This window comes from Methylopila turkensis, from assembly GCF_027922325.1.
GTDB classification, from domain to species: domain Bacteria; phylum Pseudomonadota; class Alphaproteobacteria; order Rhizobiales; family Methylopilaceae; genus Methylopila; species Methylopila turkensis.
Genome location: NZ_BSFL01000001.1, coordinates 1,188,527 through 1,209,989 on the forward strand (window position 1 = coordinate 1,188,527; position 21,463 = coordinate 1,209,989).

Here is a 21,463-nt window from a genome sequence, read left to right on the forward strand (position 1 = left end):
GTCTCCTCATGATCACGTCAGTCTCTCGCGAATAAGCGGCTGCGGCGAGCCCTCGTCGCCCAGCCGGTAGGCGGCGCGCACGGCTTCGGCGGCGCGGGCCGCGGCGGCCTCGTCGCGGGCGTGGACGACGCCGAGCGGCGCGTCCGGGCCGACCGCGGCGCCGACCGCCGCCAGCCGGTCGAGCCCGACTGAGAAATCGATTGCATCGTCGGCCCGCCTGCGCCCGCCGCCGAGCGCGACCACGGCGAGGCCGAGCGCGCGGACGTCGACGCCCGCGACCACGCCGGCGCGCTCCGGCGCGACCTCCCGCACGACCTGGGCTTTGGCGAGACGGGCCTCCGGCCGCTCCATCAGGTCCGTCGGCCCGCCAAGCGCCGCGGCCATGCGTCCGAAGCGCTCCGCGGCGGCGCCGGAGGCGAAGGCGCGCTCGATCCTTGCGCGCCCTTCCGCGACGTCGGCCGCGAGTTTCCCGAGCACGAGCGCCTCGGCCGCGAGCACGACGGTCACCGCCATCAGCCGGGGATCGTCGCGGCGGCCGGCGAGCACCTCGATCGCGTGCGCCGTCTCCAGCGCGTTGCCGGCGACGGGGGCGAGCGGCTCGTCCATGTCGGTCACGAGCGCGACCGTCGGCATGCCGGCCCCGTTCGCGACGTCTACGATGGACCGCGCCAGCGCACGCGAGCGCTCGGGTTCGGTCATGAAGGCGCCCGAGCCGGTCTTCACGTCCATGACCAGCGCCGAAAGCCCGGCCGCGAGCTTCTTCGACAGGATCGAGGCCGTGATCAACGGGATCGACTCCACCGTCGCGGTCACGTCGCGGATGGCGTAGAGCCGTCGGTCCGCCGGCGCGACGTCGGCGGTCTGGCCGATGATGGCGCAGCCGACGTCCCGCACCGCCTTGCGGAAGATCGCGGTCTCCGGCCGCACGGCGTAGCCGGGGATGGCCTCCAGCTTGTCGACGGTGCCGCCGGTGTGGCCGAGGCCGCGGCCGGCGATCATCGGCACGAAGGCGCCGCAGGCCGCGAGCGCCGGCGCGAGCAGCAGGCTGACCGTGTCGCCCACGCCGCCGGTCGAATGCTTGTCGACCGCGGGCCCCGGCAGGTCGGCCCAGTCGAGCGTGCGCCCCGAGGCCGTCATCGCCCGGGTCAGCGCCACGGTCTCGTCGCGGTCGAGCCCGTTGAGGAAGGCCGCCATGGCGAAGGCGCCGACCTGCGCGTCCGACAGCGTCTCCGACGCGATCCCGGCGACGATCGCCTCGATCTCGCCGGCCGAAAGCCGTTCGCCGTCGCGCTTGGCGCGGATGATCTCCTGGGGCAGCGCGTCAGTCATGGAGCGATCCGATCAGGCGGGCGAGCAGCCGGCGCAGCGCCTCGGCGCCCGTCGCGGCGACGGCCTGGGTCTCGGCGTGGCTCGGACCCGCCGGCGCGAGGCCCGCCGCCATGTTCACGACCACCGAGACGGCCGCGAGCTCCAGCCCGAAATGGCGCGCCAGCACCGCTTCCGGCGCGACCGACATGCCGACGAGGTCGGCGCCCAGCGCCCGCGCCGCGCGGATTTCGGCCGGCGTCTCGAAGCTCGGGCCGGGAAACCACATCAGCACGCCCTCCCCGAGCGCGATCCCTTCCGCCGCCGCGGCCCGGCCGAGCGCCGCGCGCAAGCCGGGCGAATAGGCGTCGACCATGTCGACGAAGCGGGCGTCGCCGCCGACGCCCGTCAGCGGGTTCAGCCCGGTGAGGTTGATGTGGTCGGAGACCGCGACCAGCGTTCCCGGCGCGAACGCCGGATCAAGCGCGCCGACGGCGTTGGTGAGCAGCAGCCGGGTCGCGCCGAGCGCCTTCAGGGTCGCGATCGGCGTGCGCATCGCGCCGGCGTCGCCGGTCTCGTAGGCGTGGGCGCGCCCCTCGAGCGCCGCGACCCGGCGGCCGGCGAAGCGGCCGACGACCACACGCTTGGCGTGGCCGGAGACCGCCTCGGCCGGAAAGCCGGGGAGATCGGCGAAGGCGACGCGGTGCGCGTCCTCGAAACTCTCCGTCAGCCCGCCGAGCCCGCTGCCGAGCACGAGGGCGAGCGTCGCCGGCTCGTCGCCCGCGACGGCGCGGATGCGGGCCGCCGCGGCCTCGGCGTCGCTCAACGTGCGCCTCCGGCGGCGTCGAGGACGTCCGGACCGAACGAGGCCGGCAGCAGTTCGCCGAGCGTGAACGACCGGCGGACCCCCTCGGGGCCGGCCACGAGCACCGTCGCGTTCTCCGCGGCGAACTCGCGAAGGCGCTGGCGGCAGGCGCCGCAGGGCGTGCAGAGCGCGTCGCCGCCGCCGAGCACGAGGATCGCCGCTATCCGGTGCCCGCCGCCCGCGACCATGGCCGAGATCGCGCCGGCCTCGGCGCAGGAGCCGACGGGATAGGCGGCGTTCTCGACGTTGCAGCCGGCGTGGATCGCCCCCTCCGGCGTCACGAGCGCGGCGCCGACCGCGAAGCGGGAATAGGGCGCGTAGGCCTGCGCCCGCGCCGCGGCCGCGGCGGCGAACAGGGCGTCGACGGTGGCGTCGTCGATCACGGGCGGGCGGTCTCCCTCGGCGAGGCGGCCACGATAGCCCGGCGCGCGCGGCTCGGGGAGCCTTGCGTCGCATCGCAGCGGTGGATGATGCGTCGCAGCGCTGGCGAAGCGGCGAATCGGGTGGCACCATGGTGGGTAGCTACCGTGACGCGAGCTTCGAAGGAGCGGGCCGATGGGGGTGAACGAGCGGACGACGCGTCGTGGACCCCTGCGCTTGCTCACCCTGCTCGCCTTCGCCGCCCTGCTCGCCGCCGCACCGCGGGCGACGGCCGCCGATGTAGGGCAGGTGGACCTCGAGCTCGTGCTCGCCGTCGATATCTCCTACTCCATGGACGTCGAGGAGCAGCAGGTGCAGCGCGACGGCTACGTCGCCGCCATCACCTCGAAGCCGGTGCTCGACGCCATCCGCGACGGCCTGCTCGGCCGCGTCGCGGTCGCCTATGTGGAATGGGCGGGCGCGGACGAACAGCGCACCGTCGTCCCGTGGCGGCTGATCGACGGCCCCGCGAGCGCCCGGGCCTTCGCCGACGAACTCGCCGCCCAGCCGCTGCGCCGCGCCTACCGCACCTCGATCTCGGGCGCGCTGACGCACGCCGTCCGCATGTTCGAGGGCAACGGCTATGACGGCCTGCGCAGGGTGGTCGACGTGTCGGGCGACGGCCCGAACAACCAGGGCGCGCCGGTGGAGAACGTCCGCGACGAGGCGATCGAGCGCGGCGTCGTCATCAACGGCCTGCCGCTGATGCTGAAGCGTCCGTCCTACGCGATGATGGATCTGGTCGATCTCGACGTCTATTACCGCGACTGCGTGGTCGGCGGCCCCGGCGCCTTCGTGCTGCCGGTGCGCGCCATCGAGCAGTTCGCGGAAGCCGTCCGCACCAAGCTCGTGATGGAGATCGCGGGGCTGCCGCCGGAGGCGCCGGCGATCGGCCCGTCGCCCGCGCCGCGCGTCCAGCGCGTCGCCGACGATCCGACGAGCTCCTGCACCGTCGGCGAACAGCTCTGGCGCGACCGCTTCGGCAACTGAGCCACCGCGCGCCCGAGGTTCTCCCGCGCGCGGAAAAGTGCTACCGGCCGGCCGACCGCACCCGTCGAAGGCCCGAAGCCCCCATGTCCGAACGCCCCGTCGCCCGCGCGCTGCTCTCCGTCTCCGACAAGACCGGGCTGATCGATTTCGCCCGCGCGCTGCACGAGCGCGGCGTGGCGCTGGTCTCCACCGGCGGCACCTCGAAGGCGATCGCCGAGGCCGGGTTGCCGGTGCAGGACGTCTCCGACCTCACCGGCTTTCCCGAGATGATGGACGGCCGGGTGAAGACTCTTCACCCGAAGGTCCATGGCGGACTGCTCGCCATCCGCGGCGACGCCGGCCACGAGGCCTCCATGGCCGAGCACGCCATCCTGCCCATCGACCTGCTGGTGGTGAACCTCTACCCGTTCGAAGCCGCGCTCGCCCGGCAGGCGGACTACGACGACATGGTCGAGAACATCGACGTCGGCGGCCCGGCCATGATCCGCGGCGCCTCCAAGAACCACGCCCATGTGGCGGTGGTGGTGGACGTGGCGGACTACGCCGCCGTGCTGGCGGATATGGACGCCCATGGCGGCGCCACCTCCTTCGCCTTCCGCAAGCGCCTCGCCGCCAAGGCCTTCTCCCGCACCGCAGCCTATGACGCCGCGATCGGGACCTGGCTGTCGGGAGAAGCTGGCGAGACGACGCCCGCCTTCCGGGCGCTCGGCGGCGCGCTGGCCCAGGGGCTGCGCTACGGCGAGAACCCCCATCAGCAGGCGGCCTTCTACCGCACGGCTGAGGCCCGGCCGGGCGTCGCGACCGCCGTCCAGCTCCAGGGCAAGGAGCTCAGCTACAACAACCTCAACGACACCGACGCGGCCTACGAGCTGGTCGGAGAGTTAGACCCCGCCCGCGCCGCCGCCTGCGTGATCGTCAAGCACGCCAACCCCTGCGGCGTGGCGGAGGGCGCCTCGCTGAAGCAGGCCTATGAGCGGGCGCTGGCCTGCGATCCGGTCTCCGCTTTCGGCGGCATCGTGGCGCTGAACCGGACGCTCGACGCCGAGGCCGCCGCCGAGATCGTGAAGATCTTCACCGAGGTGATCATCGCTCCCGACGCCACCGACGAGGCCCGCGCCATCGTCGCGGCGAAGAAGAACCTGCGCCTGCTGGTAGCCGGCGCCCTGCCCGACCCGCGCGCCGGCGGCCTTGCGATCAAGACCATCGCCGGCGGCTTCCTCGCCCAGACCCGCGACGACGCCGTGGTCGACGATCTGGAGCTCAAGGTGGTGACCAAACGGGCGCCGACCGAGGCCGAGCTGGCCGACCTGCGCTTCGCCTTCCGGGTGGCGAAGCACGTCAAGTCCAACGCCATCGTCTACGCGAAGGGCGGCGCGACGGTCGGGATCGGAGCCGGCCAGATGAGCCGCGTCGACAGCGCCCGCATCGCCGCCCGCAAGGCCGCGGACGCCGCTGAAGCCGCCGGCGCGGCCGAGCCGCTGACCCGCGGCGCGGTGGTGGCCTCCGACGCCTTCTTCCCCTTCGCGGACGGGCTCGACGCCGCGATCGAGGCCGGGGCCACCGCCGTGATCCAGCCCGGCGGCTCCATGCGCGACGCCGAGGTGATCGCCCGCGCCGACGAGGCCGGGCTCGCCATGGTGTTCACCGGCGTGCGGCATTTCCGCCACTGACGCCGGCCGCCGAAACGGCGTTCACGTCGAGTTCAACATTGGGGATTCTGCGCACCTGACTTTTGGATGAGACCCGTGCTAATGGAGCCTCACGGGGGGACCTCGATACCCCCTCCGTGACCGCAGCCGTTCTCCCCGACCAGCCAGAGGTCCGCATGGCGTCCGCCGTCTCCCTGCTCCGCGCCGGCCTGCTCGCCGGTTTCGCCCTGCTCGGCGGTTCCGCCGGCGTCGCCGAACCGGTCCGTCCCTGCAAGGTGGCGGACGAGCACCTCGCCATGACCGGCAAGCTTGATCGGGCGATCGCGCACATCAAGAGCGGCGACGTCTTCAAGATCCTGGTGATCGGCTCGTCCTCGACCGCGGGCGTGGGGGCGACGGCGCCGGAGAAGGCCTACACCGAGCGCTTCGAGGAGGAGCTGGAGCGTCGTCTCGCCGGCGTCGACGTCGACGTGGTGGCGCGCGGCATCGGCGGCGAGACCGCCGCCGGCGCGGACGCCCGTCTCGAGCGCGAGCTCGTCGCGGTGAAGCCCGACCTCGTCGTCTGGCAGATCGGCACCAACGACGCCGCCCGCCGCGTGGCGCTGGACGGCTTCCGCGAGACCACCGCGCGCGGCTTGAAGCGCATCGCCAAGGCCGGGATCGACGTCGCCCTGCTCGACCCGCAGTTCGTGCCGCAGGACGAGGCGGTCTACGCGCCCTACATCGCGGCGCTCGATCAACTCTCGGCCGCGACCGGCGTTCCGGTCGCCCACCGCTTCGCCGCCATGCGGGCGCTCGCCAAGGCCGGCGCCGCCGACATGCTGTCGCGCGACCGGCTGCACATGAACGACGGCGGCCACGCCTGCGTCGGCGCGTTCCTCGCCGAGGCGCTCGGCCGCAAGCTCGCCCCGCTGCCGGCGGTGGCCGAGGCCACGAAGCGCTCGTAACCCCGCTCTTCACGGCCGCCCCAGGCGTTCCCATCTTCCGCGCGACGCTCGCGCGGGGGAGGACGCCCATGCTGATCACCACCACCAACACTGTCGAGGGTCGCCGGATCCTCGAGTATCAGGGCCTCGTCACCGGCGAGGCGATCCTTGGCGCGAACATTTTCCGCGACCTGTTCGCGGCGGTGCGCGACGTCGTAGGCGGTCGCTCCGGCGCCTATGAGCGCGAGCTCAAGAACGCCCGCGACATCGCGATCGAGGAGATGGCGGCGGAGGCCCGCTCCCGCGGCGCGAACGCCGTCATCGGCGTCGACCTCGACTACGAGACCGTCGGCGGCAAGGGCTCGATGCTGATGGTCTCCGCCTCCGGCACCGCCGTGTTGCTGGGCTGAGGCCTACCGCTCGTCCGGCATCCGCACCGCCGACAGCAGCGCGCCGCCGGCGAGGAAGAAGCCCATCAGCACCGCGACGCCGACGCGCTGGCTGTCGGTCAGCACGGTCACGATCGCGACCAGCGTGGGCCCGAGGAACGAGGTCACCTTGCCCGACAGCGCGAACAGGCCGAAGGCCTGCGTCAGCTTGTCGGGCGGCGCCAGCTTCACGAGCATGGTGCGCGAGGCCGCCTGCAGCGGTCCGCCGGCCGCGCCCAGCACCAGCGCGACCGCGACGAACAGGCGCTCGGGCGTGGAGCCGAACAGCGCGTCGTCCGCCACCGGCGGCGCGACCGGCACCACGAACAGCACCCGCGCCCGCTCGATCGAGACGATCACCACCGCGGAGGCGACCAGCAGCGCCAGCGAGCCGGCGACCACCTTCTGCGGTCCGATGCGATCGTCCAGCCAGCCGCCGACCAGCGCGCCGACCACGCCCGAGACGATCACGAGGATGCCGAACACGCCGAGCTCGATCACGCCCCAGCCGAGTGCGCCCGCGCCGTAGATGCCGCCGAAGGCGAACAGCGCGGTCAGCCCGTCGACGTAGAGCATGTGGGCGAGCAGGAAGAGCGCGAGGTCGCGCGACCCCCGCAGGTCGAGGATCGTGCGCTTGAGGTCGGCGAGGCCGGCGCGGACCGCTTGGCGGATCGGCATGCCGCGCGGCTCGTCCGGCGCGAACAGGAACAGCGGCGTCACCAGAACGAGATACCAGAGCGCGGCGAAGGGGCCGACCGCGCGATCGCCCTCGAAGCTGCGCGGATCGAGCCCGAACAGCGGCGCGATGCCGATCAGGGTCTCTCCGTCGCGCGGGTCGGCCGACAGGAAGAACAGCGCGAACACCAGCGCGACGAGCCCGCCCACATAGCCGAGCGCCCAGCCGAGGCCGGACAGGCGTCCCAGCGCTTCCGGCCGGGCGAGCGACGGCATCATGGCGTTGGTGAAGGCGGTCGCGCATTCCGCGCCGATGGTCGCCACCGCGAAGCCGCCGAGCGCGAAGGCCATCGCGTAGGGCGCGCCCGGCTCCGCGAACCACAGCGCCCAGCAGCCCAGCACGAGCGGGACCGAAAACGCCGCGAGCCACAGCTTCCGCCGCCCGGTGCGGTCGGCGATGGCGCCGAGCGGCGGCGACAGCATGCCGATCGCGAAGCCCGCGGCGCCGGCCGCGAAACCCCAGGCGGCCTGGCCCTCGGCCGGGTTCTCGGCGATCTGCGCCGCGAAGAACGGCGCGAACACGAACGTGGCGATCAGGGTGAAGATCGGCTGGGTCGCGGCGTCGAACATCGCCCAGGCCCAGACCGCCCGGCGCGGCGCGGGAGATGCGGTCATCGCGTCAGCACCATTTCGTCGAAGGGAAGCCGGTCCTGCCAGCCGGCGCGGACCAGTTCGGGATCGTCGTGCTCCTCGACCGGGCGGCCCAGGCAGAGATAGCCGACGAGACGCCACGAGGCCGGGACGCCGAGCAGCGCATGGACGCGCGCGGGATCGAGGATCGACACCCAGCCGAGCCCGAGCCCTTCGGCGCGGGCGGCGAGCCAGAGCGTGGCGATCGCGCCGGCGACGGAGTAGCTCAGCGTCTCCGGCATGGTCATGCGCCCGAGCCCGCAGCCGACCGGCGTCGCCTCGTCGCAAAACGCGGCGATGTGCACCGGCGCCTCGGCCATCCCCTCGAGCTTGAGCGAACGGTAGAGCGCGGCGCGCTCGCCCTCGTAAGTCTCGGCCGCGGCGGCGTTGGCGGCGAGCGAGCAGTCGCGCGCCCCGCGGCGGAGCGCCTCGTCCTCCACCAGCACGAAGCGCCAAGGCTGGCTGTTGCCGACCGAGGGCGACAGCGCCGCGAGCGCGAGCAGCCGCCTGACCTGTTCGGGCGCGATCGGATCGGTCCGGAACCGCCGCACGTCCCGCCGCCAGGCGATCAGGTCGGCGAGACGTTCGCGGAAGCCGTCGTCGAACGCGGGAGCCTCGCCGGTCGTCACTCGACCTCCCGCGCGAGGTCCGCGAGCAGGCTCGACGCCACCGAAAGCCGCGCGAGCGTGAGGCCGGAGCCGGCGATCTCGGTGACGGCGCGGCGCACGCGCGCGGCGTCGGGCGAGGCCTCCGCCCAGCGCGCGACGGCGGCGGGTCCGGCCTCCTGCGAGGCCCCGAGCGCGGCCACCGCCATGGCGCGCGCGGCGACCCCGATCTGGTCGAGCGCGCGGTCGAGCGCCAGCCGCTCGTAATAATCCGCCGCGGTCACCGCCTGCGCGGCGCGCACGATGCGCGACAGCTGGAATTGGTCGGCGACCGCGAACAGGGCCGCGGCCGCGTCGGCGATCGACCGGCCGGTCTTCTCCGCGATCAGCACCGCGTCGCTGGCGCCCTCGATCGCGAGCAGCGCCGAGAACCGGTCCGCGAGCGTCGCGGGCAGGCCGGCGCGGACCAGCTCGGCGGCGCGTTCGGATCGCCGGGCCGCCGCCTCCTGCCCGAGCGAGGCGTCGAGATTGGCCGCGACCGCGTCGACGCCGTCCCGGAAGCGGCGCGCGAGCTGGTCGAGCCCGCTGTCGAGATCGACGTTGCGCAGGAACCAGACCATGCGGTGCAGCAGCAGGTCGCGCATGCCGGCGTAGAGCGTGAGCTGGAGGTCGCCCGGGATCTTCGTGTCGAGCGCATCGATCTCCTCATGGACCTCGTCCATGCGGAACGCGTCGCGCGCGACGGCGAAGGCGGCGGCGACGCGCGAGGCGGGCGCGCCGGTCTGGTCGGAGAGCCGCACGACGAGCGCCGGGCCGCCGCGGTTGATCATGGCGTTGGCGAGCGCCGTCGCCACGATCTCGCGCTTCAGCCGGTGGCCGGCGATGGCGGAGGCGAAGCGCTCGCGCATCAGGCTCGGGAAGTAGCCGGCGAGGTCCCGCCGGAAATAGGGATCGTCCGGCCGGTCCGAGGCCAGCAGGTCGTCGTAGAGCGCGATCTTGGCCCAGGCGAGCAGCACCGCGATCTCGGGCCGTGTCAGCGGATCGCCCGCCCGCGCGCGCTCGGTGAGCGTGGCGTCGTCCGGCAGCGCCTCGACCGAGCGGTCGAGCAGCCCGCGCCCCTCCAGCGTCTGCATCAGGCGCGCCTGGAACCCGGCCTCCTCGACGCCGGCGCGCTGGCTGAGCGAGATCGCCAGCGTCTGGTCGTAGTTGTTGGCGAGCACGAGCCCCGCGACCTCGTCGGTCATCTCGCTGAGGATGCGGTTGCGCTCCTCGAGCGCCAGCGCGCCGTCGCGCACGGGGCCGGCGAAGGCGATCTTGATGTTCACCTCGACGTCGGAGGTGTTCACGCCGGCCGAGTTGTCGATCGCGTCGGAGTTGATGCGGACGCCGGCGCGCCCGGCCTCGATGCGGCCCTTCTGGGTGACGCCGAGATTGGCGCCCTCGCCGACCACCTTCACCCGGAGCTCGGGCGCGGTGACGCGGATCGCGTCGTTGGCGCGGTCGCCGGCCTGCTCGTCGGTCTCCGTCGTCGCGCGCACATAGGTGCCGATGCCGCCGAACCAGAGCAGATCAGCCTGTGCCTTCAGGATCGCGTTCATCAGCTCCTGCGGCGTCGCGTAGGCCTTGTCGAGGCCGATCGCCGCGCGCGCCTCCGCCGACAGCGGGATCGTCTTCAGGCTGCGCGAAAACACCCCGCCGCCGGCGGAGATCTTCGCCTTGTCGTAGTCCTGCCAGCTCGAGCGCGGCAGCGCGAAGAGGCGGGCGCGCTCCTCGAACGAGGCCTTCGGGTCGGGATCGGGATCGAGGAAGATGTCGCGGTGGTCGAAGGCCGCGACCAGCCGGATCGCGGGCGACAGAAGCATGCCGTTGCCGAACACGTCGCCGGACATGTCGCCGACGCCGACCACGGTGAAGGGCGTCGTCTGGATGTCGACGTCCATCTCGCGGAAGTGGCGCTTGACCGCCTCCCAGGCGCCGCGCGCAGTGATGCCCATGCCCTTGTGGTCGTAGCCGACCGAGCCGCCGGAGGCGAAGGCGTCGCCGAGCCAGAAGCCGCGCTGCTCGGCGATGCCGTTCGCGGTGTCGGAGAAGGTCGCCGTGCCCTTGTCGGCCGCGACCACGAGATAGGGATCGTCGCCGTCGTGGCGGACCACCTCCGCCGGCGGGATCAGGTCGTCGCGCCTGAGATCGTCGGTGACGTCGAGCAGGGCGTTGATGAAGATCTTGTAGGCGGCCGTCCCCTCCGCGAACCAGGCGTCGCGCGGGCCGGCAGGCAGCCGCTTCGGCACGAAGCCGCCTTTCGCGCCCACCGGCACGATCACCGCGTTCTTCACCTGCTGCGCCTTCACGAGGCCGAGCACCTCGGTGCGGAAGTCCTGCGGCCGGTCCGACCAGCGCAGGCCGCCGCGCGCCACCTTGCCGAAGCGCAGGTGCACGCCCTCGACCCGCGGCGAATAGACGAAGATCTCGTAGAGCGGCCGGGGCGCCGGGAGCCCCTCGATCTTCGCGCTTTCGAGCTTGAAGGCGAAGGTCGGCGTCGGGCGGCCCTGCGCGTCGGTCTGGTAGACGTTGGTGCGGACGCAGGCCTGGATCAGGTTGAGGAATTTCCGGACGATGCGGTCCTCGTCCAGGCTCTCCACCTCACCCAGCGCCTCGTCGATCTCGGCGGCGAGCGTCGCCTCCCGCGCCGCCCGGTCGCCCGTCGCGGCGGGATCGAAGCGGGCGTGGAACAGCGCCACGAGCTTGGACGCGAGCGGCGCGTGCTTGGTCAGGGTCGCCCACATGTAGTCCTGGTCGTAGGCCGCGCGCGCCTGCCGGAGGTAGCGCGACAGCGCCCGGATCAGCGCCACGTCGCGCCAGCCGAGGCCGCCTTCGAGGGCGAGCGCGTTGTAGCCGTCGCTTTCGGCGTCGCCGTTCAGCACCGCGATCAGCAGCGCCTCGAGCCGGGCGTCGAGATCGCGCGTCAGCTCGATCGCCGCGCCGTTCGCGCGCTCGAGCGCCATATCGTGGATGAAGACGTGGTCCTCCGGGCCGAGGCCGGCGGGCTCGGCGCGATAGCTCCGCTCCTCGATGACGCGGAAGCCCATGTTCTCGAGCATCGGCACGCGCCGCGACAGCGGGATCGGCGCGCCGCGCGAAAACACCTTGAGGCGCAGCTCCGGCTCGCCTTCGCGCCGGAAGAAATCGATCGCGAAGCCGCGCTCCCCGGCGAGGCTCTCTATATGGCCGACGTCGATCACCGCCTCGGCGGGCTCGGTGCGGGCCTCGTAGGCCGGCCCGAACGCCTGGCCGTAGCGCACGGCGATCGACCGGGCCTGGGCGCCCGAACGGCTCTCCAGCAGTTTCGCGCGCAGCCGGTCTCCCCAGGTCGCCGCCTGCGCCGCGATCTCCTCCTCGAGCGCGACCGGATCGACCTCCGGCGCCGGGCCGCGCAGCCCGATCACGAACTGGACGCGCGCGAGCGGCCCCTCGGGGAAGGCGGGGTAATAGGCCGAAACGTGGCCGCCGAGCCGCTCGGCGAGCTTCCGGCCGATCCGCGCGCGGACGGCGGAATCGTAGCGCTCGCGCGGCACGTAGACGAGCGCGGAGACGAAGCGCTCGAACCGGTCGCGCCTGAGCAGCACCTTCACCCGCGGCCGCTCATAGAGCGCGAGGATTTCGAGCGCCGTGTCGAACAGGTCGCCGACGTCGATCTGGAACAGCTCGTCGCGCGGAAAGGTCTCCAGCACGGTCGCGAGCGCCTTGCCGGAATGGCTGTCCGGGTCGAAGCCGGCGCGGCGGACCACGAGGTCGATCTTGCGGCGGACCAGCGGCACGCTGCGCGCCGGGCGGTTGTAGGCCTCGGCGGTGAACAGGCCGACGACGCGCAGCTCGCCCGCGAGCCGCCCGTCGGCGTCGAAACGCTTCACGCCGACATAATCCATGTGGCGGCGGCGGAAGACCTTGGCGTGCACGCTCGCCTTGGTGACGATCAGCGGCTTCGGCTCGTGCAGGAAGGCGCGAATTTCGGGCGTCAGGTTCACGAGCTGGCCGCCGCGGCGGAGCACGCGGGCGGCCGGATCGCGCAGCGCGCCGAGGCCGGTCTCGGAGATCTGCTCCAGCCGCTCGTCGTCGCCCTCGCCCCTGAGCGCGTATTCGCGCGCCCCGAGGAAGATGAACTCGTCGCCTTCGAGCCATTCGAGGAACTGGATCGCCTCCGCGATCTCGTCGACGGCGAGCGGCGGCGGCGTCTCCTTGAAGTTCGCGACCTGCGCGCGGACGAGGGCGCGCATGGCGTCGTAGTCCTCGGTGGTCCTGCGGACGTCCGCCAGCACCTCGCGCAGACCCGCCACGAGCCCGGCCCGGTCGGCCTCGGAGTCGATCCGGTCCACATGCAGATGGATCAGGCTTTCGCGCGGCGTGTCCTCGAACTCGACTCGGTTGGCGTCGCCGAGGAAGCGGGTCAGCGCTCCATCAGCGCCGCGCTCGACCGCGATGATCGGATGAGCGACGAGCCGGACGGACAGCCCGCGCTCGGCCAGCTCGGCCAGCACGCTGTCGAGCAGGAACGGCATGTCGTCGTTGAGGATCTCGACGACGGTGATCTCGTTGCGGTCACCGGTCTCGGGGTCGCTCAGCCGGATGTCCGGCGCGCCCGGCGCGCGGCGGGCGAGCAGCCGCCACGCCGAGCCCGCAAGCGCCGCCAGCGTGCGGGCGCCCAGCGGCTCCAGGTCGTCGAGCGCCGTGCGGGAGAACAGCGTCTCGACGAAACCCGCCGGCGGGCCGTCCGCTCCCTCCGCCGCGGACGCCGCGTCGCCGATGAGCTTCGTCCGGATCGCATCGCCCTGCAGCATGGTCGTCTCCTCGCGAACCCGCACCCTGACACGGCGCGGCCACGGCCGGAACCTAGGACGCGGGCCGTGGCAGGTCGATAACGCTTGCGCGACAGGGGCGTCAGACGTCGCCGATCGCGCGCAGCACGTCGTCGCGCGTCCAGCCATCGGCGCGGAGCGAACGCAGCGAGGGCGAGCCGCGGCTCTTGGAGAGCTTGTCGCCGTCCGGCGCGGCGAGCAGGCGGTGGTGGCGGTAGTCGGGCTCCGGCAGGTCCAGCAGCCGCTGCAGCAGCCGGTGGACGGAGGTGGCGGCGTAGAGGTCGCGCCCGCGGACCACATGGGTGACGCCCTGCGCCGCGTCGTCGACGACCACGGCGAGGTGGTAGCTCGTCGGCGTCTCCTTGCGGGCGAGCACCACGTCGCCCCAGTCCTGCGGCCGCGCCGCGACTTCGCCCTCGTCCTGCTCGCGCCAGCTCAGGCGCTCCGGCCCGAGCCTCGCGAGCGCCGCGTCCATGCGCAGGCGCCGCGCGGCCGGGCCGTCGGGGTCGCTTGCGACGGCGCCTGCGATCGGCAGTCGGAGCGCCCCGTCCGGATCGCGCGGCGCGTCCGGCGCCGCCGCGGCCGCGATGTCGGCGCGCGAGAGCTGGCAGGCGTAGAGCAGGCCCATGGCGTCGAGCCGCGCCAGCGCCGCGGCGTAGAGATCAAAGCGCTCGGACTGGCGCGCGACCGACCCGCTCCAGCCGAGGCCGAGCCAGGCAAGGTCCTCCTCGATCGCGGCCGCGAACTCCGGCTTCGAGCGCACGGGATCGATGTCCTCGATCCTGAGCAGCACGCGTCCGCCCGCCGCCTCCGCGGCGCGCCAGACCGTGACGGCGGACAGCGCGTGCCCGAGATGCAGGAAGCCCGTCGGCGACGGCGCGAAGCGGAAGGTCGGCGTCACGGCGCGAACCGCGCGCCGCTCAGCGCGGCAGCAGGACCCAGAGGTCGAGGTCGAGCACCACGGCCGGATCGTCCTTTCCGTCGGCGGTCTTGAGCGGGAAGGCGCCCGGCGTCGTGTCCTTGCAGCCCACGAGCCGCACCCGCAGCGCGCCCACGTCGTCGCGGCCGGGCAGCGTCTGCTTGTCGAGGATCTCCGACCAGGCGTAGAGCGTGTCGCCCGCGAAGATCGGCGCCACATGCCGGCCGCCGTTGATGGCGGCGACGTGGAAGGCGTTCTCGAGCCCGTTGTACATGAGGCCACGCGCGATGCTGATGACGTGGCCGCCATAGACGAGCCGGCGGCCGATCTTCGAGCTCTTCTGGGCGTAGCCGTCGAAGTGGACGCGGGCGGTGTTCTGCCACAGGCGGGTGGCGAGCTGGTGCTCGGCCTCCTCCACCGTCATGCCGTCCACATGGTCGATCTTCTCGCCGACCTGATAGTCGTCGAAGCGGCGGGCGCTGCCCGAGAGCGCGTCGTCCCAGGCGGAGGCGTCGATGCGCGGGCAGGCGCCGCCGATCTCGGCGGGATCGACCACGGCCGGCAGCGTCGGAACCACGGGATCGGGCAGCGGACGGCCGCCCGCGACCCGCACCAGCACCCAGCGCACGTAGTCGAGCACCAGTTCGCCGTTCGGCCGCGTTCCCCGGGTGCGCACCCACACCACGCCGGCGTCGCCCTTCGAGGTGGGACGCACGCCGATCACCTCAGAGGTGGAGGCCAGCGTGTCGCCGGGATAGACCGGGGCGAGGAAGCGCCCGGCCGCGTAGCCAAGATTGGCGAAGGCGTTCAGCGAGACGTCCGGCACGGTCTTGCCAAACACCACATGGAAGGTGACGAGGTCGTCGACCGGGCTGCGGGGATAGCCGACGCCTTGCGCGAAGGCGTCGGAGGACTGCACCGCGTAGCGGTTGCCGTAGAGCGCCTGGTTCAGCGCCAGATCGCCGAGAGTGATCGTGCGGGGCGTCGCGTGACGGATGACGTCGCCGACGATGAAATCCTCGAAGAAGCGCCCGGCGCCGGCCATTCCCTACTCCCCGCACGTGTTTCGGCTGTTCGCAGGCGCACATCTGCCACGTTGCGGCGCCCGCGGCGACATCGACATTCGTCGCCGCGCCGCCCGATTTGACCTTTCCGGAGGGTGAACGGGAACGAGCGATTGCCGACGTCCCGCTTCACGCGGCTTTCAAGCGCTCCATGCGAGTGTGAGCCGGTCCGGAGCGGCGACGCTCCCGATCCGCAAGGCTGGAAGGAGCAGACGCATGCCGTTGGGCGACGCCGCAGAACCGTTCGCGCCGCGACGCGAAACGATGGACGCCGCCGCCGCGGCGCGGCGGGCGCTGGCGCATGAGCGCGCCGGCCGTTTCCGCGACGCCTGGGCGGAATGGGAGGCGCTGCGCTCCGGCGACGCCTCGCGCTCCGACTGGAACGCGCCGCTCGCGGCGAGCTACCTGCGCTTCGCCTTCGCCTGGACCGCCGACGGCCCGGAGGGCGAACTCGCCGAGGCCGAGGCCGCGCTGGTGCGCGGCGTCGCGATCCTCACCATCGACCTGTCCACCCAGCCGGACGACGTCACGCGCCTGCTGCTGGTGGCGCGGGCCTGCGAGCAGCGCTGCATCCTGAGGGCCTACGGCGAAAGCTGGACGCGCGAGGCGCGCGAGGCGCTGGAGCGCGGCGATGCGCCGCCGGTGACCGGCGACCCGCGCCAGATCGCGGCGGCCGGCGTCGCTGCGACCGCGGCCTTCGATCTCGTGGCGATGGAGGCGCCCTCGCTGGCGCTGCTCGCGCCGGATCTCGCCCGAAGCTGCCTTCGGCTCGCCGCCACGCTCGAGGCCGCCGGCGCGCGGGACGCGGCGCATGGGCTGCTGCTGCGGGCGGAGACCGTTCTGAAGGGCCCGTCGCGCGCGCGTCAGGCGAGCAAGGCCCGCCCGCGCCTGATCGCGATCGACGGCGGCGAACCCGGCGAGCGCACGCCGCCGCGGCGGCCCGAGCTGCGGCTCGTCACCACTCCGACAGCTTGATGTCTTCGGAAAACTCGACGCCGACGACGTCCTTCACGATCGCCTGCCCGCAGATCACGGTCTTCTTTTCCGGATCGTAGGTCAGCGTCGGGTTCCCGTGCAGCGACCAGCCCTTGTTGAGCGCGGCCGAGACCCGCTTGCAGAAGGCGGAGTCGTCGGGGCCGGTGAGGAAGCGATAGAGTTTCACGGATCGCTCTTTTACGAAGACTGGCCGAGGTCAGCCGCGCTTGCCGTAGCGGCGGTCGAACTTGGCGACCTCATAGCGAGCCCAGACGAGCGCGGCGAGCCCGATCGCAAAGCCGCCGGCCGGAACGCCCCACTGGAACCAGAACGGGATTTCCATCGCCTCAATCCTCGCTGCGCAGCCAGCTGAGAAGAATCTGCGCAACCGAATGTAGGCCGACCGCGAGCAGAATCCAAACCAAGGCCGCCGGCGTGAACGTGCCGCCGATGAACGGAACCAGCACGGCCGCGCCGAGCACTGTCAGCCCGACCGTATTCACCGAGCTCGCGAGCAGTTTCAAACGCTCGTTGATCCGTTTCGCGCGGATGCGGCGCTCGGCGTCCTCCGGGACGATGGCCATGTCGGAGACCTGTCGAGCGCCGCTTTCGCTTCCGTATTACGCCGCCTGCTTCAGCAGACCGCGGTTGGCGAGGCTTTCGGCGATCTGGACCGCGTTCAACGCCGCGCCCTTGCGGAGGTTGTCCGAGACGATCCACATCGCGAGACCGTTGTCGACGGTCGGGTCCACGCGGATGCGGCTGACGAAGGTCGCGAAGTCGCCGACGCACTCGACCGGCGTCACGTAGCCGCCGGGCTCGCGCTTGTCGACGACCAGGATGCCCGGCGCCTCGCGCAGGATCTCGCGCGCCTCCTCGGCCGAGAGCGGCTTCTCGAACTCGATGTTCACCGCCTCCGAATGGCCGACGAACACCGGCACGCGCACGGCGGTCGCGGTCAGCTTGATCTTCGGATCCAAGATCTTCTTGGTCTCCGCGACCATCTTCCATTCCTCCTTCGTGTAGCCGTCCTCCATGAAGACGTCGATGTGAGGAATGACGTTGAACGCGATCTGCTTCGGGAACTTGCCGCCCTCGTGCTCAGGCGACTGGTTCACGTAGATGCCCTTGGTCTGGTTCCACAGTTCGTCCATGGCGTCCTTGCCGGCGCCGGAGACGGACTGGTAGGTCGAGACCACGACCCGCGTGATCGTCGCCGCGTCGTGCAGCGGCTTCAGCGCCACGACGAGCTGGGCGGTCGAACAGTTCGGATTCGCGATGATGCCCTTCTTGGTGTAGCCGGCGACCGCGTCGGCGTTCACCTCCGGCACCACCAGCGGCACGTCCGGGTCCATGCGCCAGACCGACGAGTTGTCGATCACGATCGCGCCCTGCTTGGCGATCTTGGGCGACCACTCGCGCGACACTTCTCCGCCGGCCGACATCAGGCAGATATCGATTCCGGAGAAGTCGAACTGCGCGAGGTCCTTGCATTTCAGAGTTCGATCGCCGAACGACACTTCGGTCCCGAGGCTCCGGCGCGAGGCCAGTGCGACGATCTCGTCGACCGGGAACTCCCGCTCTTCGAGAATGCTCAGCATCTCGCGGCCCACGTTGCCCGTGGCGCCCACGACGGCGATCCGATAACCCATCTCCAACTCCATCGGCCCGGTTTCGACCGCGGCCGTCTTGCTGTCGTTCGCGGCGCGACGCCGCGCGATGTGAATGGCCCCGTTGGGCCGGGATTGCAACAAATTCACGGAACAAGAGCCTGCGAAGCGACGTTGCTTCGTCGACCGGCGCGGCTCAGTCCCGGGACGCGGCGTTTTCCCTGATGGAGGCTGCTATGCTTGGCATTGCGCATGGAACGGCCGCGTTCATCCTGGCGGCGGGCGTGACGCTCGCTCCGCTTGCGGCCTCGGCCCAGACCCGCGAGCGCGCGTCCCCGGACGCCGGCGTCTCGATCACCATCCGAAAGGGTCCGAGCTACCTCAACACCCGCACAATCGCGCGCCCGAAGACGAGCGTCGCCGACTACCAGACCTCGGCGCTGTACCAGTCGACGACGCCCACCCGAGGCCCCGGCGGCTTCGAGCGCTATCCGCTGCCCTCGACCTTCACATTGCCGGGCTACTGATGAGAGCTCCGATGCGTCACCGCATTTCGCGGCGGCGCATCGGCATCTCGTCCACGACTTCAAACAGCCGGCCCACGCCCAGCGGCTCGCTGGAGCGCAGCTTCTCGCCGCCGTCCTTTCCGACGAGCACCACCGCGAACGCGTCGTCGCCGACGCCGTAGGCCTCACGGAGGCTTGACGCGTCGAGCGTCGCCGGCGCGCTGCCGCCCGCGAGCGTGGTGACGCGTTTGCGGCCCACCACGAACACCGGCATGTCGCGGCTTTCGAGGCCCTCGCGGTCGGCGCGCAACCGCTTGAGCTGGTCCATCGCCTGCGGCGCGTCCGGAGCCGGCGCGAACACGACCACCGGCCGCGCTTTGCCGCGGAACGTCTCGAGCCCCGCGGCCGCAGCCGGCAGGCTCGCCGCCGCAGCGAGTGCGCCCAAAAGTCCGGCTTTGAGGATCGAGCGTCGCATGGGGGACGAGATGGCCCCCGGCGCCGGACGGGTCAAGAGCCCGGCGCCGGGCAGTTGGTTTACGCCGCGAGCAGCTTGTCGAACGCCGCGGCGACGGCCTCGCCCATCTCGGCGGTCCCGACGCGCTTCGCGCCCTCGACATAAATGTCGCCGGTCCGGTAGCCGTTCGCCAGGACCGCGGCGATGGCGCGGTCGAGCGTGTCGGCGAGGTCCGGCTTGCCCAGCGAATACTTCAGCGCCATGGCGAGGCTCGCGATCATGGCGAGCGGGTTGGCGACGCCCTTGCCGGCGATGTCCGGCGCGGAGCCGTGCACCGGCTCGTAGAGCGCCTTGCGCTTTCCGGTGACCGGGTCCTCGGCGCCGAGCGAGGCCGACGGCAGCATGCCGAGCGAGCCGGTCAGCATGGACGCGACGTCGGACAGGATGTCGCCGAACAGGTTGTCTGTGACGATGACGTCGAACTGCTTCGGCGCGCGCACCAGCTGCATGCCGAGCGCGTCGGCCAGCATGTGGTCGAGCTTCACGTCCTCATAGCCCTGCGCGTGGGTCGCGGTGACGACCTGGTTCCACAGCAGGCCCGACTTCATGACGTTGCGCTTCTCGGCGGACGTCACGCGGTTTCCGCGCACGCGGGCGAGCTCGAACGCCACCTCGGCGATGCGCTCGATCTCGTAGGTCTCGTAGACCTGGGTGTCGACGGCGCGTTTCTGGCCGTTCGGCAGATCGGTGATCTCCTTCGGCTCGCCGAAATAGACGCCGCCGGTGAGCTCCCGCACGATCATCAGGTCGAGCCCGTCCACCAGCTCGCGCTTCAGCGCGGAGGCGTCCGCGAGCGCGGGGTAGCAGATCGCCGGCCGCAGATTGGCGAACAGCTCCAGGTCCTTGCGCAGCCTCAGCAGGCCGGCTTCGGGGCGATGCTCATAGGCGACGCCGTCCCACTTCGGGCCGCCGACGGCGCCGAGCAGCACCGCGTCCGCCGCGTGAGCTTTGGCGACGGCCTCGTCGCTGATCGCCTTGCCATGGACGTCGTAGGCGGAGCCGCCGACGAGGTCCTCGTCGATCTCGAACGCGATCAGGCCCTTGCGCTCGATCACGGCGAGCACGCGGCGGACCTCGGCCATCACCTCCGGGCCGATGCCGTCGCCGGGGAGCAGCAGGAGCTTGTGGGTCGCCATGGATCGCCTCGTTTTCCGTGTTTTTTCGGAGCTGCGGCCCTTTTGGCGATCCGGCGAGCGTCTTGCAAGCGGCAAACCATCAAGCGGCGAACGATCGGCCGGCCATCGCGCTACGTAATTCTACGCCACGAAATCCGCTTTACACCCACGTATATGCAAATCTATATTTCCTCCCTAGGTTGCATACGGGGTTTTTAGACGCAGGTAAGGGCAGTCGAGACAACGGATCAGGATTTTTCGACGGGGCGAAGACATGAAATCGGCACTTGTGGCGATCATCGCAGCTCTAGTTTTCGTGTCTCCTGCGTCAACGACGACCTCCAAGGCCGACAGCCGCGAATTCATGCGGATGTTCAACGGCTACGGCGCCCCGATCATTCGCGACATCTCGCGTCGCCAGCAGCAAGCCGAGCGTCAGGAACGCGCCCGCATCGCCTATGAGCGCGAGCAGGCCCGCCGCGCTGAGCTCAAACGCTCCAAGCAGGGACGGCAGCAGCTGGCTAGAGAAGACGCCGCCGCGCGGAAGCGGGCCGAGCAGCAGCGCCAGGCCGTCAACACGATCATTCAGGCGGTGGGCGCGTCGATGATCGGCGGAGGAGGCGGCGGCGACGATGTCGGAAGCGACGGCCGCACCTACAACGAACGCGCTTCCGCCTATTCCGCCTGCAGGGGCGGCGGGGGATTGGGCTGCACGTCGCAGTAGGCCGCGCCGCCCGCCTCTGTTCAGCAACTCGCCGTCATGGTCCGGCTTGACCGGACCATCCATGTCGAGCGCAGCGCTCCGCGTCCGAGATGGGTCCTCCGGTCAAGCCGGAGGACGACGAAACGCTTGCTGTGGCGGCTGGCGCTCAGGCGCCAAGCCGCCTGGCGGCATAAATCACAAAAACCGACCGCCGCGCTGCAGCACCTCGATCTTGTAGCCGTCGGGATCGCTGACGAAGAAGAAGCGGGCGAAGGGCTGTCCGTCCCGGTCCATCTGCTTGAGCGCGCCGGGGTTGAGGCCGGCGGCCTCGAAGCGGGCGTGCTCCGCGTCGAGATCGTCGACCGAGACGGCGAGATGGCCGTAGCCGTTCCCGAGGTCATACGGCTCGCTGCGGTCGGCGTTGACCGTCAGCTCCAGCTCGAAGCCGGTCTCAGCGTTCGACAGGTATATCAGCGTGAAGCCGTCGAACGGGTAGCGGTCCGCGACCTTGAGGCCGAAGGCGGTCTCGTAGAACGCGAGCGAACGCGCCTCGTCGAGCACGCGGATCATCGAGTGGATCATCTTGGCCATGGGTGGTCCCGCCTTCGGCTGGAGTGAGCTCGCCGCTTCTATAGCGCGGTTCGCGCCGGGCGC

22 protein-coding genes are annotated in these 21,463 nt (G+C 71.6%); 7 read left to right on the plus strand and 15 right to left on the minus strand.

Translation table 11 applies throughout. From position 1 onward, the window contains the following. Positions 1-12: 12 nt before the first annotated feature. The 3 genes from deoA to PKE78_RS05690 are packed head-to-tail and all read right to left on the minus strand — an operon-like array spanning position 13 to position 2,553. A complete protein-coding gene (deoA, locus tag PKE78_RS05680; protein WP_271199855.1) occupies positions 13-1,329 on the minus strand; it encodes a thymidine phosphorylase in 1,317 nt (438 codons plus the stop codon). Next, entirely contained in the window at positions 1,322-2,131 is an 810-nt protein-coding gene (locus PKE78_RS05685; protein WP_271199856.1) for a purine-nucleoside phosphorylase, read from the minus strand. The genes deoA and PKE78_RS05685 overlap by 8 nt, the downstream gene beginning before the upstream one ends. Further along, complete coding sequence (locus tag PKE78_RS05690) at positions 2,128-2,553, minus strand: cytidine deaminase (protein WP_271199857.1); 426 nt, start codon at positions 2,551-2,553, stop codon at positions 2,128-2,130. The genes PKE78_RS05685 and PKE78_RS05690 overlap by 4 nt, the downstream gene beginning before the upstream one ends. A 172-nt stretch (positions 2,554-2,725) precedes the next feature. On the opposite strand from PKE78_RS05690, the gene PKE78_RS05695 reads away from it, so the two are divergent. From PKE78_RS05695 to PKE78_RS05710, 4 genes are all read left to right on the plus strand, one after another. Then, the gene (locus PKE78_RS05695) at positions 2,726-3,580 is read left to right on the plus strand and encodes a DUF1194 domain-containing protein (protein WP_271199858.1); all 855 of its coding nucleotides are present in this window, start codon (positions 2,726-2,728) and stop codon (positions 3,578-3,580) included. Between the two features lie 83 nt (positions 3,581-3,663). Further along, positions 3,664-5,250 (plus strand): bifunctional phosphoribosylaminoimidazolecarboxamide formyltransferase/IMP cyclohydrolase, encoded by a 1,587-nt coding sequence (purH, locus tag PKE78_RS05700; protein ID WP_271199859.1) that lies wholly within the window; start codon positions 3,664-3,666, stop codon positions 5,248-5,250. A gap of 155 nt (positions 5,251-5,405) precedes the next feature. Next, positions 5,406-6,176 carry an SGNH/GDSL hydrolase family protein gene (locus PKE78_RS05705; RefSeq protein ID WP_271199860.1) on the plus strand — a complete coding sequence of 257 codons (771 nt, stop codon included), beginning with the start codon at positions 5,406-5,408 and terminating at the stop codon, positions 6,174-6,176. Positions 6,177-6,244: 68 nt separating this feature from the next. Further along, on the plus strand, positions 6,245-6,565 hold the full coding sequence (locus PKE78_RS05710) for a heavy metal-binding domain-containing protein (RefSeq protein WP_271199861.1): 321 nt from the start codon (positions 6,245-6,247) through the stop codon (positions 6,563-6,565). Positions 6,566-6,568: 3 nt separating this feature from the next. Here PKE78_RS05710 and PKE78_RS05715 read toward each other — a convergent pair whose 3' ends face one another. The 5 genes from PKE78_RS05715 to PKE78_RS05735 all read right to left on the minus strand — a co-directional run bounded on the left by PKE78_RS05715 (position 6,569) and on the right by PKE78_RS05735 (position 15,367). Continuing rightward, positions 6,569-7,933 carry an MFS transporter gene (locus PKE78_RS05715; RefSeq protein WP_271199862.1) on the minus strand — a complete coding sequence of 455 codons (1,365 nt, stop codon included), beginning with the start codon at positions 7,931-7,933 and terminating at the stop codon, positions 6,569-6,571. Beyond that, positions 7,930-8,577 carry a 5,6-dimethylbenzimidazole synthase gene (bluB, locus tag PKE78_RS05720; protein WP_271199863.1) on the minus strand — a complete coding sequence of 216 codons (648 nt, stop codon included), beginning with the start codon at positions 8,575-8,577 and terminating at the stop codon, positions 7,930-7,932. The genes PKE78_RS05715 and bluB overlap by 4 nt, the downstream gene beginning before the upstream one ends. Continuing rightward, complete coding sequence (locus PKE78_RS05725; protein WP_271199864.1) at positions 8,574-13,385, minus strand: NAD-glutamate dehydrogenase; 4,812 nt, start codon at positions 13,383-13,385, stop codon at positions 8,574-8,576. The genes bluB and PKE78_RS05725 overlap by 4 nt, the downstream gene beginning before the upstream one ends. 100 nt (positions 13,386-13,485) lie before the next feature. Continuing rightward, on the minus strand, positions 13,486-14,304 hold the full coding sequence (gene gluQRS, locus PKE78_RS05730; RefSeq protein WP_271199865.1) for a tRNA glutamyl-Q(34) synthetase GluQRS: 819 nt from the start codon (positions 14,302-14,304) through the stop codon (positions 13,486-13,488). Between the two features lie 19 nt (positions 14,305-14,323). Continuing rightward, positions 14,324-15,367 (minus strand): MaoC family dehydratase, encoded by a 1,044-nt coding sequence (locus PKE78_RS05735; protein ID WP_271199866.1) that lies wholly within the window; start codon positions 15,365-15,367, stop codon positions 14,324-14,326. A gap of 235 nt (positions 15,368-15,602) precedes the next feature. Between PKE78_RS05735 and PKE78_RS05740 the strand changes: the two genes are divergently transcribed. Then, on the plus strand, positions 15,603-16,361 hold the full coding sequence (locus tag PKE78_RS05740) for a hypothetical protein (protein WP_271199867.1): 759 nt from the start codon (positions 15,603-15,605) through the stop codon (positions 16,359-16,361). Here the strand turns inward: PKE78_RS05740 and PKE78_RS05745 are convergent. From PKE78_RS05745 to PKE78_RS05760, 4 genes are read right to left on the minus strand one after another with little or no spacing between them, the layout of a single operon-like run. After that, positions 16,342-16,548 carry a DUF1737 domain-containing protein gene (locus PKE78_RS05745; RefSeq protein WP_271199868.1) on the minus strand — a complete coding sequence of 69 codons (207 nt, stop codon included), beginning with the start codon at positions 16,546-16,548 and terminating at the stop codon, positions 16,342-16,344. The genes PKE78_RS05740 and PKE78_RS05745 overlap by 20 nt on opposite strands. Positions 16,549-16,578: 30 nt before the next feature. Further along, positions 16,579-16,704, minus strand: coding sequence for a hypothetical protein (locus PKE78_RS05750; protein ID WP_271199869.1), 126 nt, complete (start codon positions 16,702-16,704; stop codon positions 16,579-16,581). Positions 16,705-16,708: 4 nt separating this feature from the next. Continuing rightward, entirely contained in the window at positions 16,709-16,945 is a 237-nt protein-coding gene (locus PKE78_RS05755; protein ID WP_271199870.1) for a hypothetical protein, read from the minus strand. 36 nt (positions 16,946-16,981) lie between these two features. Further along, a complete protein-coding gene (locus PKE78_RS05760; protein WP_271199871.1) occupies positions 16,982-18,013 on the minus strand; it encodes an aspartate-semialdehyde dehydrogenase in 1,032 nt (343 codons plus the stop codon). Positions 18,014-18,207: 194 nt separating this feature from the next. Between PKE78_RS05760 and PKE78_RS05765 the strand changes: the two genes are divergently transcribed. Next, on the plus strand, positions 18,208-18,498 hold the full coding sequence (locus PKE78_RS05765; protein ID WP_271199872.1) for a hypothetical protein: 291 nt from the start codon (positions 18,208-18,210) through the stop codon (positions 18,496-18,498). Positions 18,499-18,514: 16 nt separating this feature from the next. Here the strand turns inward: PKE78_RS05765 and PKE78_RS05770 are convergent, their stop codons facing one another. Together PKE78_RS05770 and leuB are read right to left on the minus strand one after the other, a co-directional pair. Beyond that, positions 18,515-18,952, minus strand: a complete 438-nt coding sequence (locus tag PKE78_RS05770; RefSeq protein WP_271199873.1) for a DUF4174 domain-containing protein — start codon at positions 18,950-18,952, stop codon at positions 18,515-18,517. 59 nt (positions 18,953-19,011) lie between these two features. Beyond that, a complete protein-coding gene (leuB, locus tag PKE78_RS05775; protein WP_271199874.1) occupies positions 19,012-20,127 on the minus strand; it encodes a 3-isopropylmalate dehydrogenase in 1,116 nt (371 codons plus the stop codon). 253 nt (positions 20,128-20,380) lie between these two features. On the opposite strand from leuB, the gene PKE78_RS05780 reads away from it, so the two are divergent. Continuing rightward, complete coding sequence (locus PKE78_RS05780; protein WP_271199875.1) at positions 20,381-20,830, plus strand: hypothetical protein; 450 nt, start codon at positions 20,381-20,383, stop codon at positions 20,828-20,830. Between the two features lie 174 nt (positions 20,831-21,004). On the opposite strand, the gene PKE78_RS05785 is transcribed toward PKE78_RS05780, so the two are convergent. Next, positions 21,005-21,400, minus strand: a complete 396-nt coding sequence (locus PKE78_RS05785; protein ID WP_271199876.1) for a VOC family protein — start codon at positions 21,398-21,400, stop codon at positions 21,005-21,007. Positions 21,401-21,463: the final 63 nt, after the last annotated feature.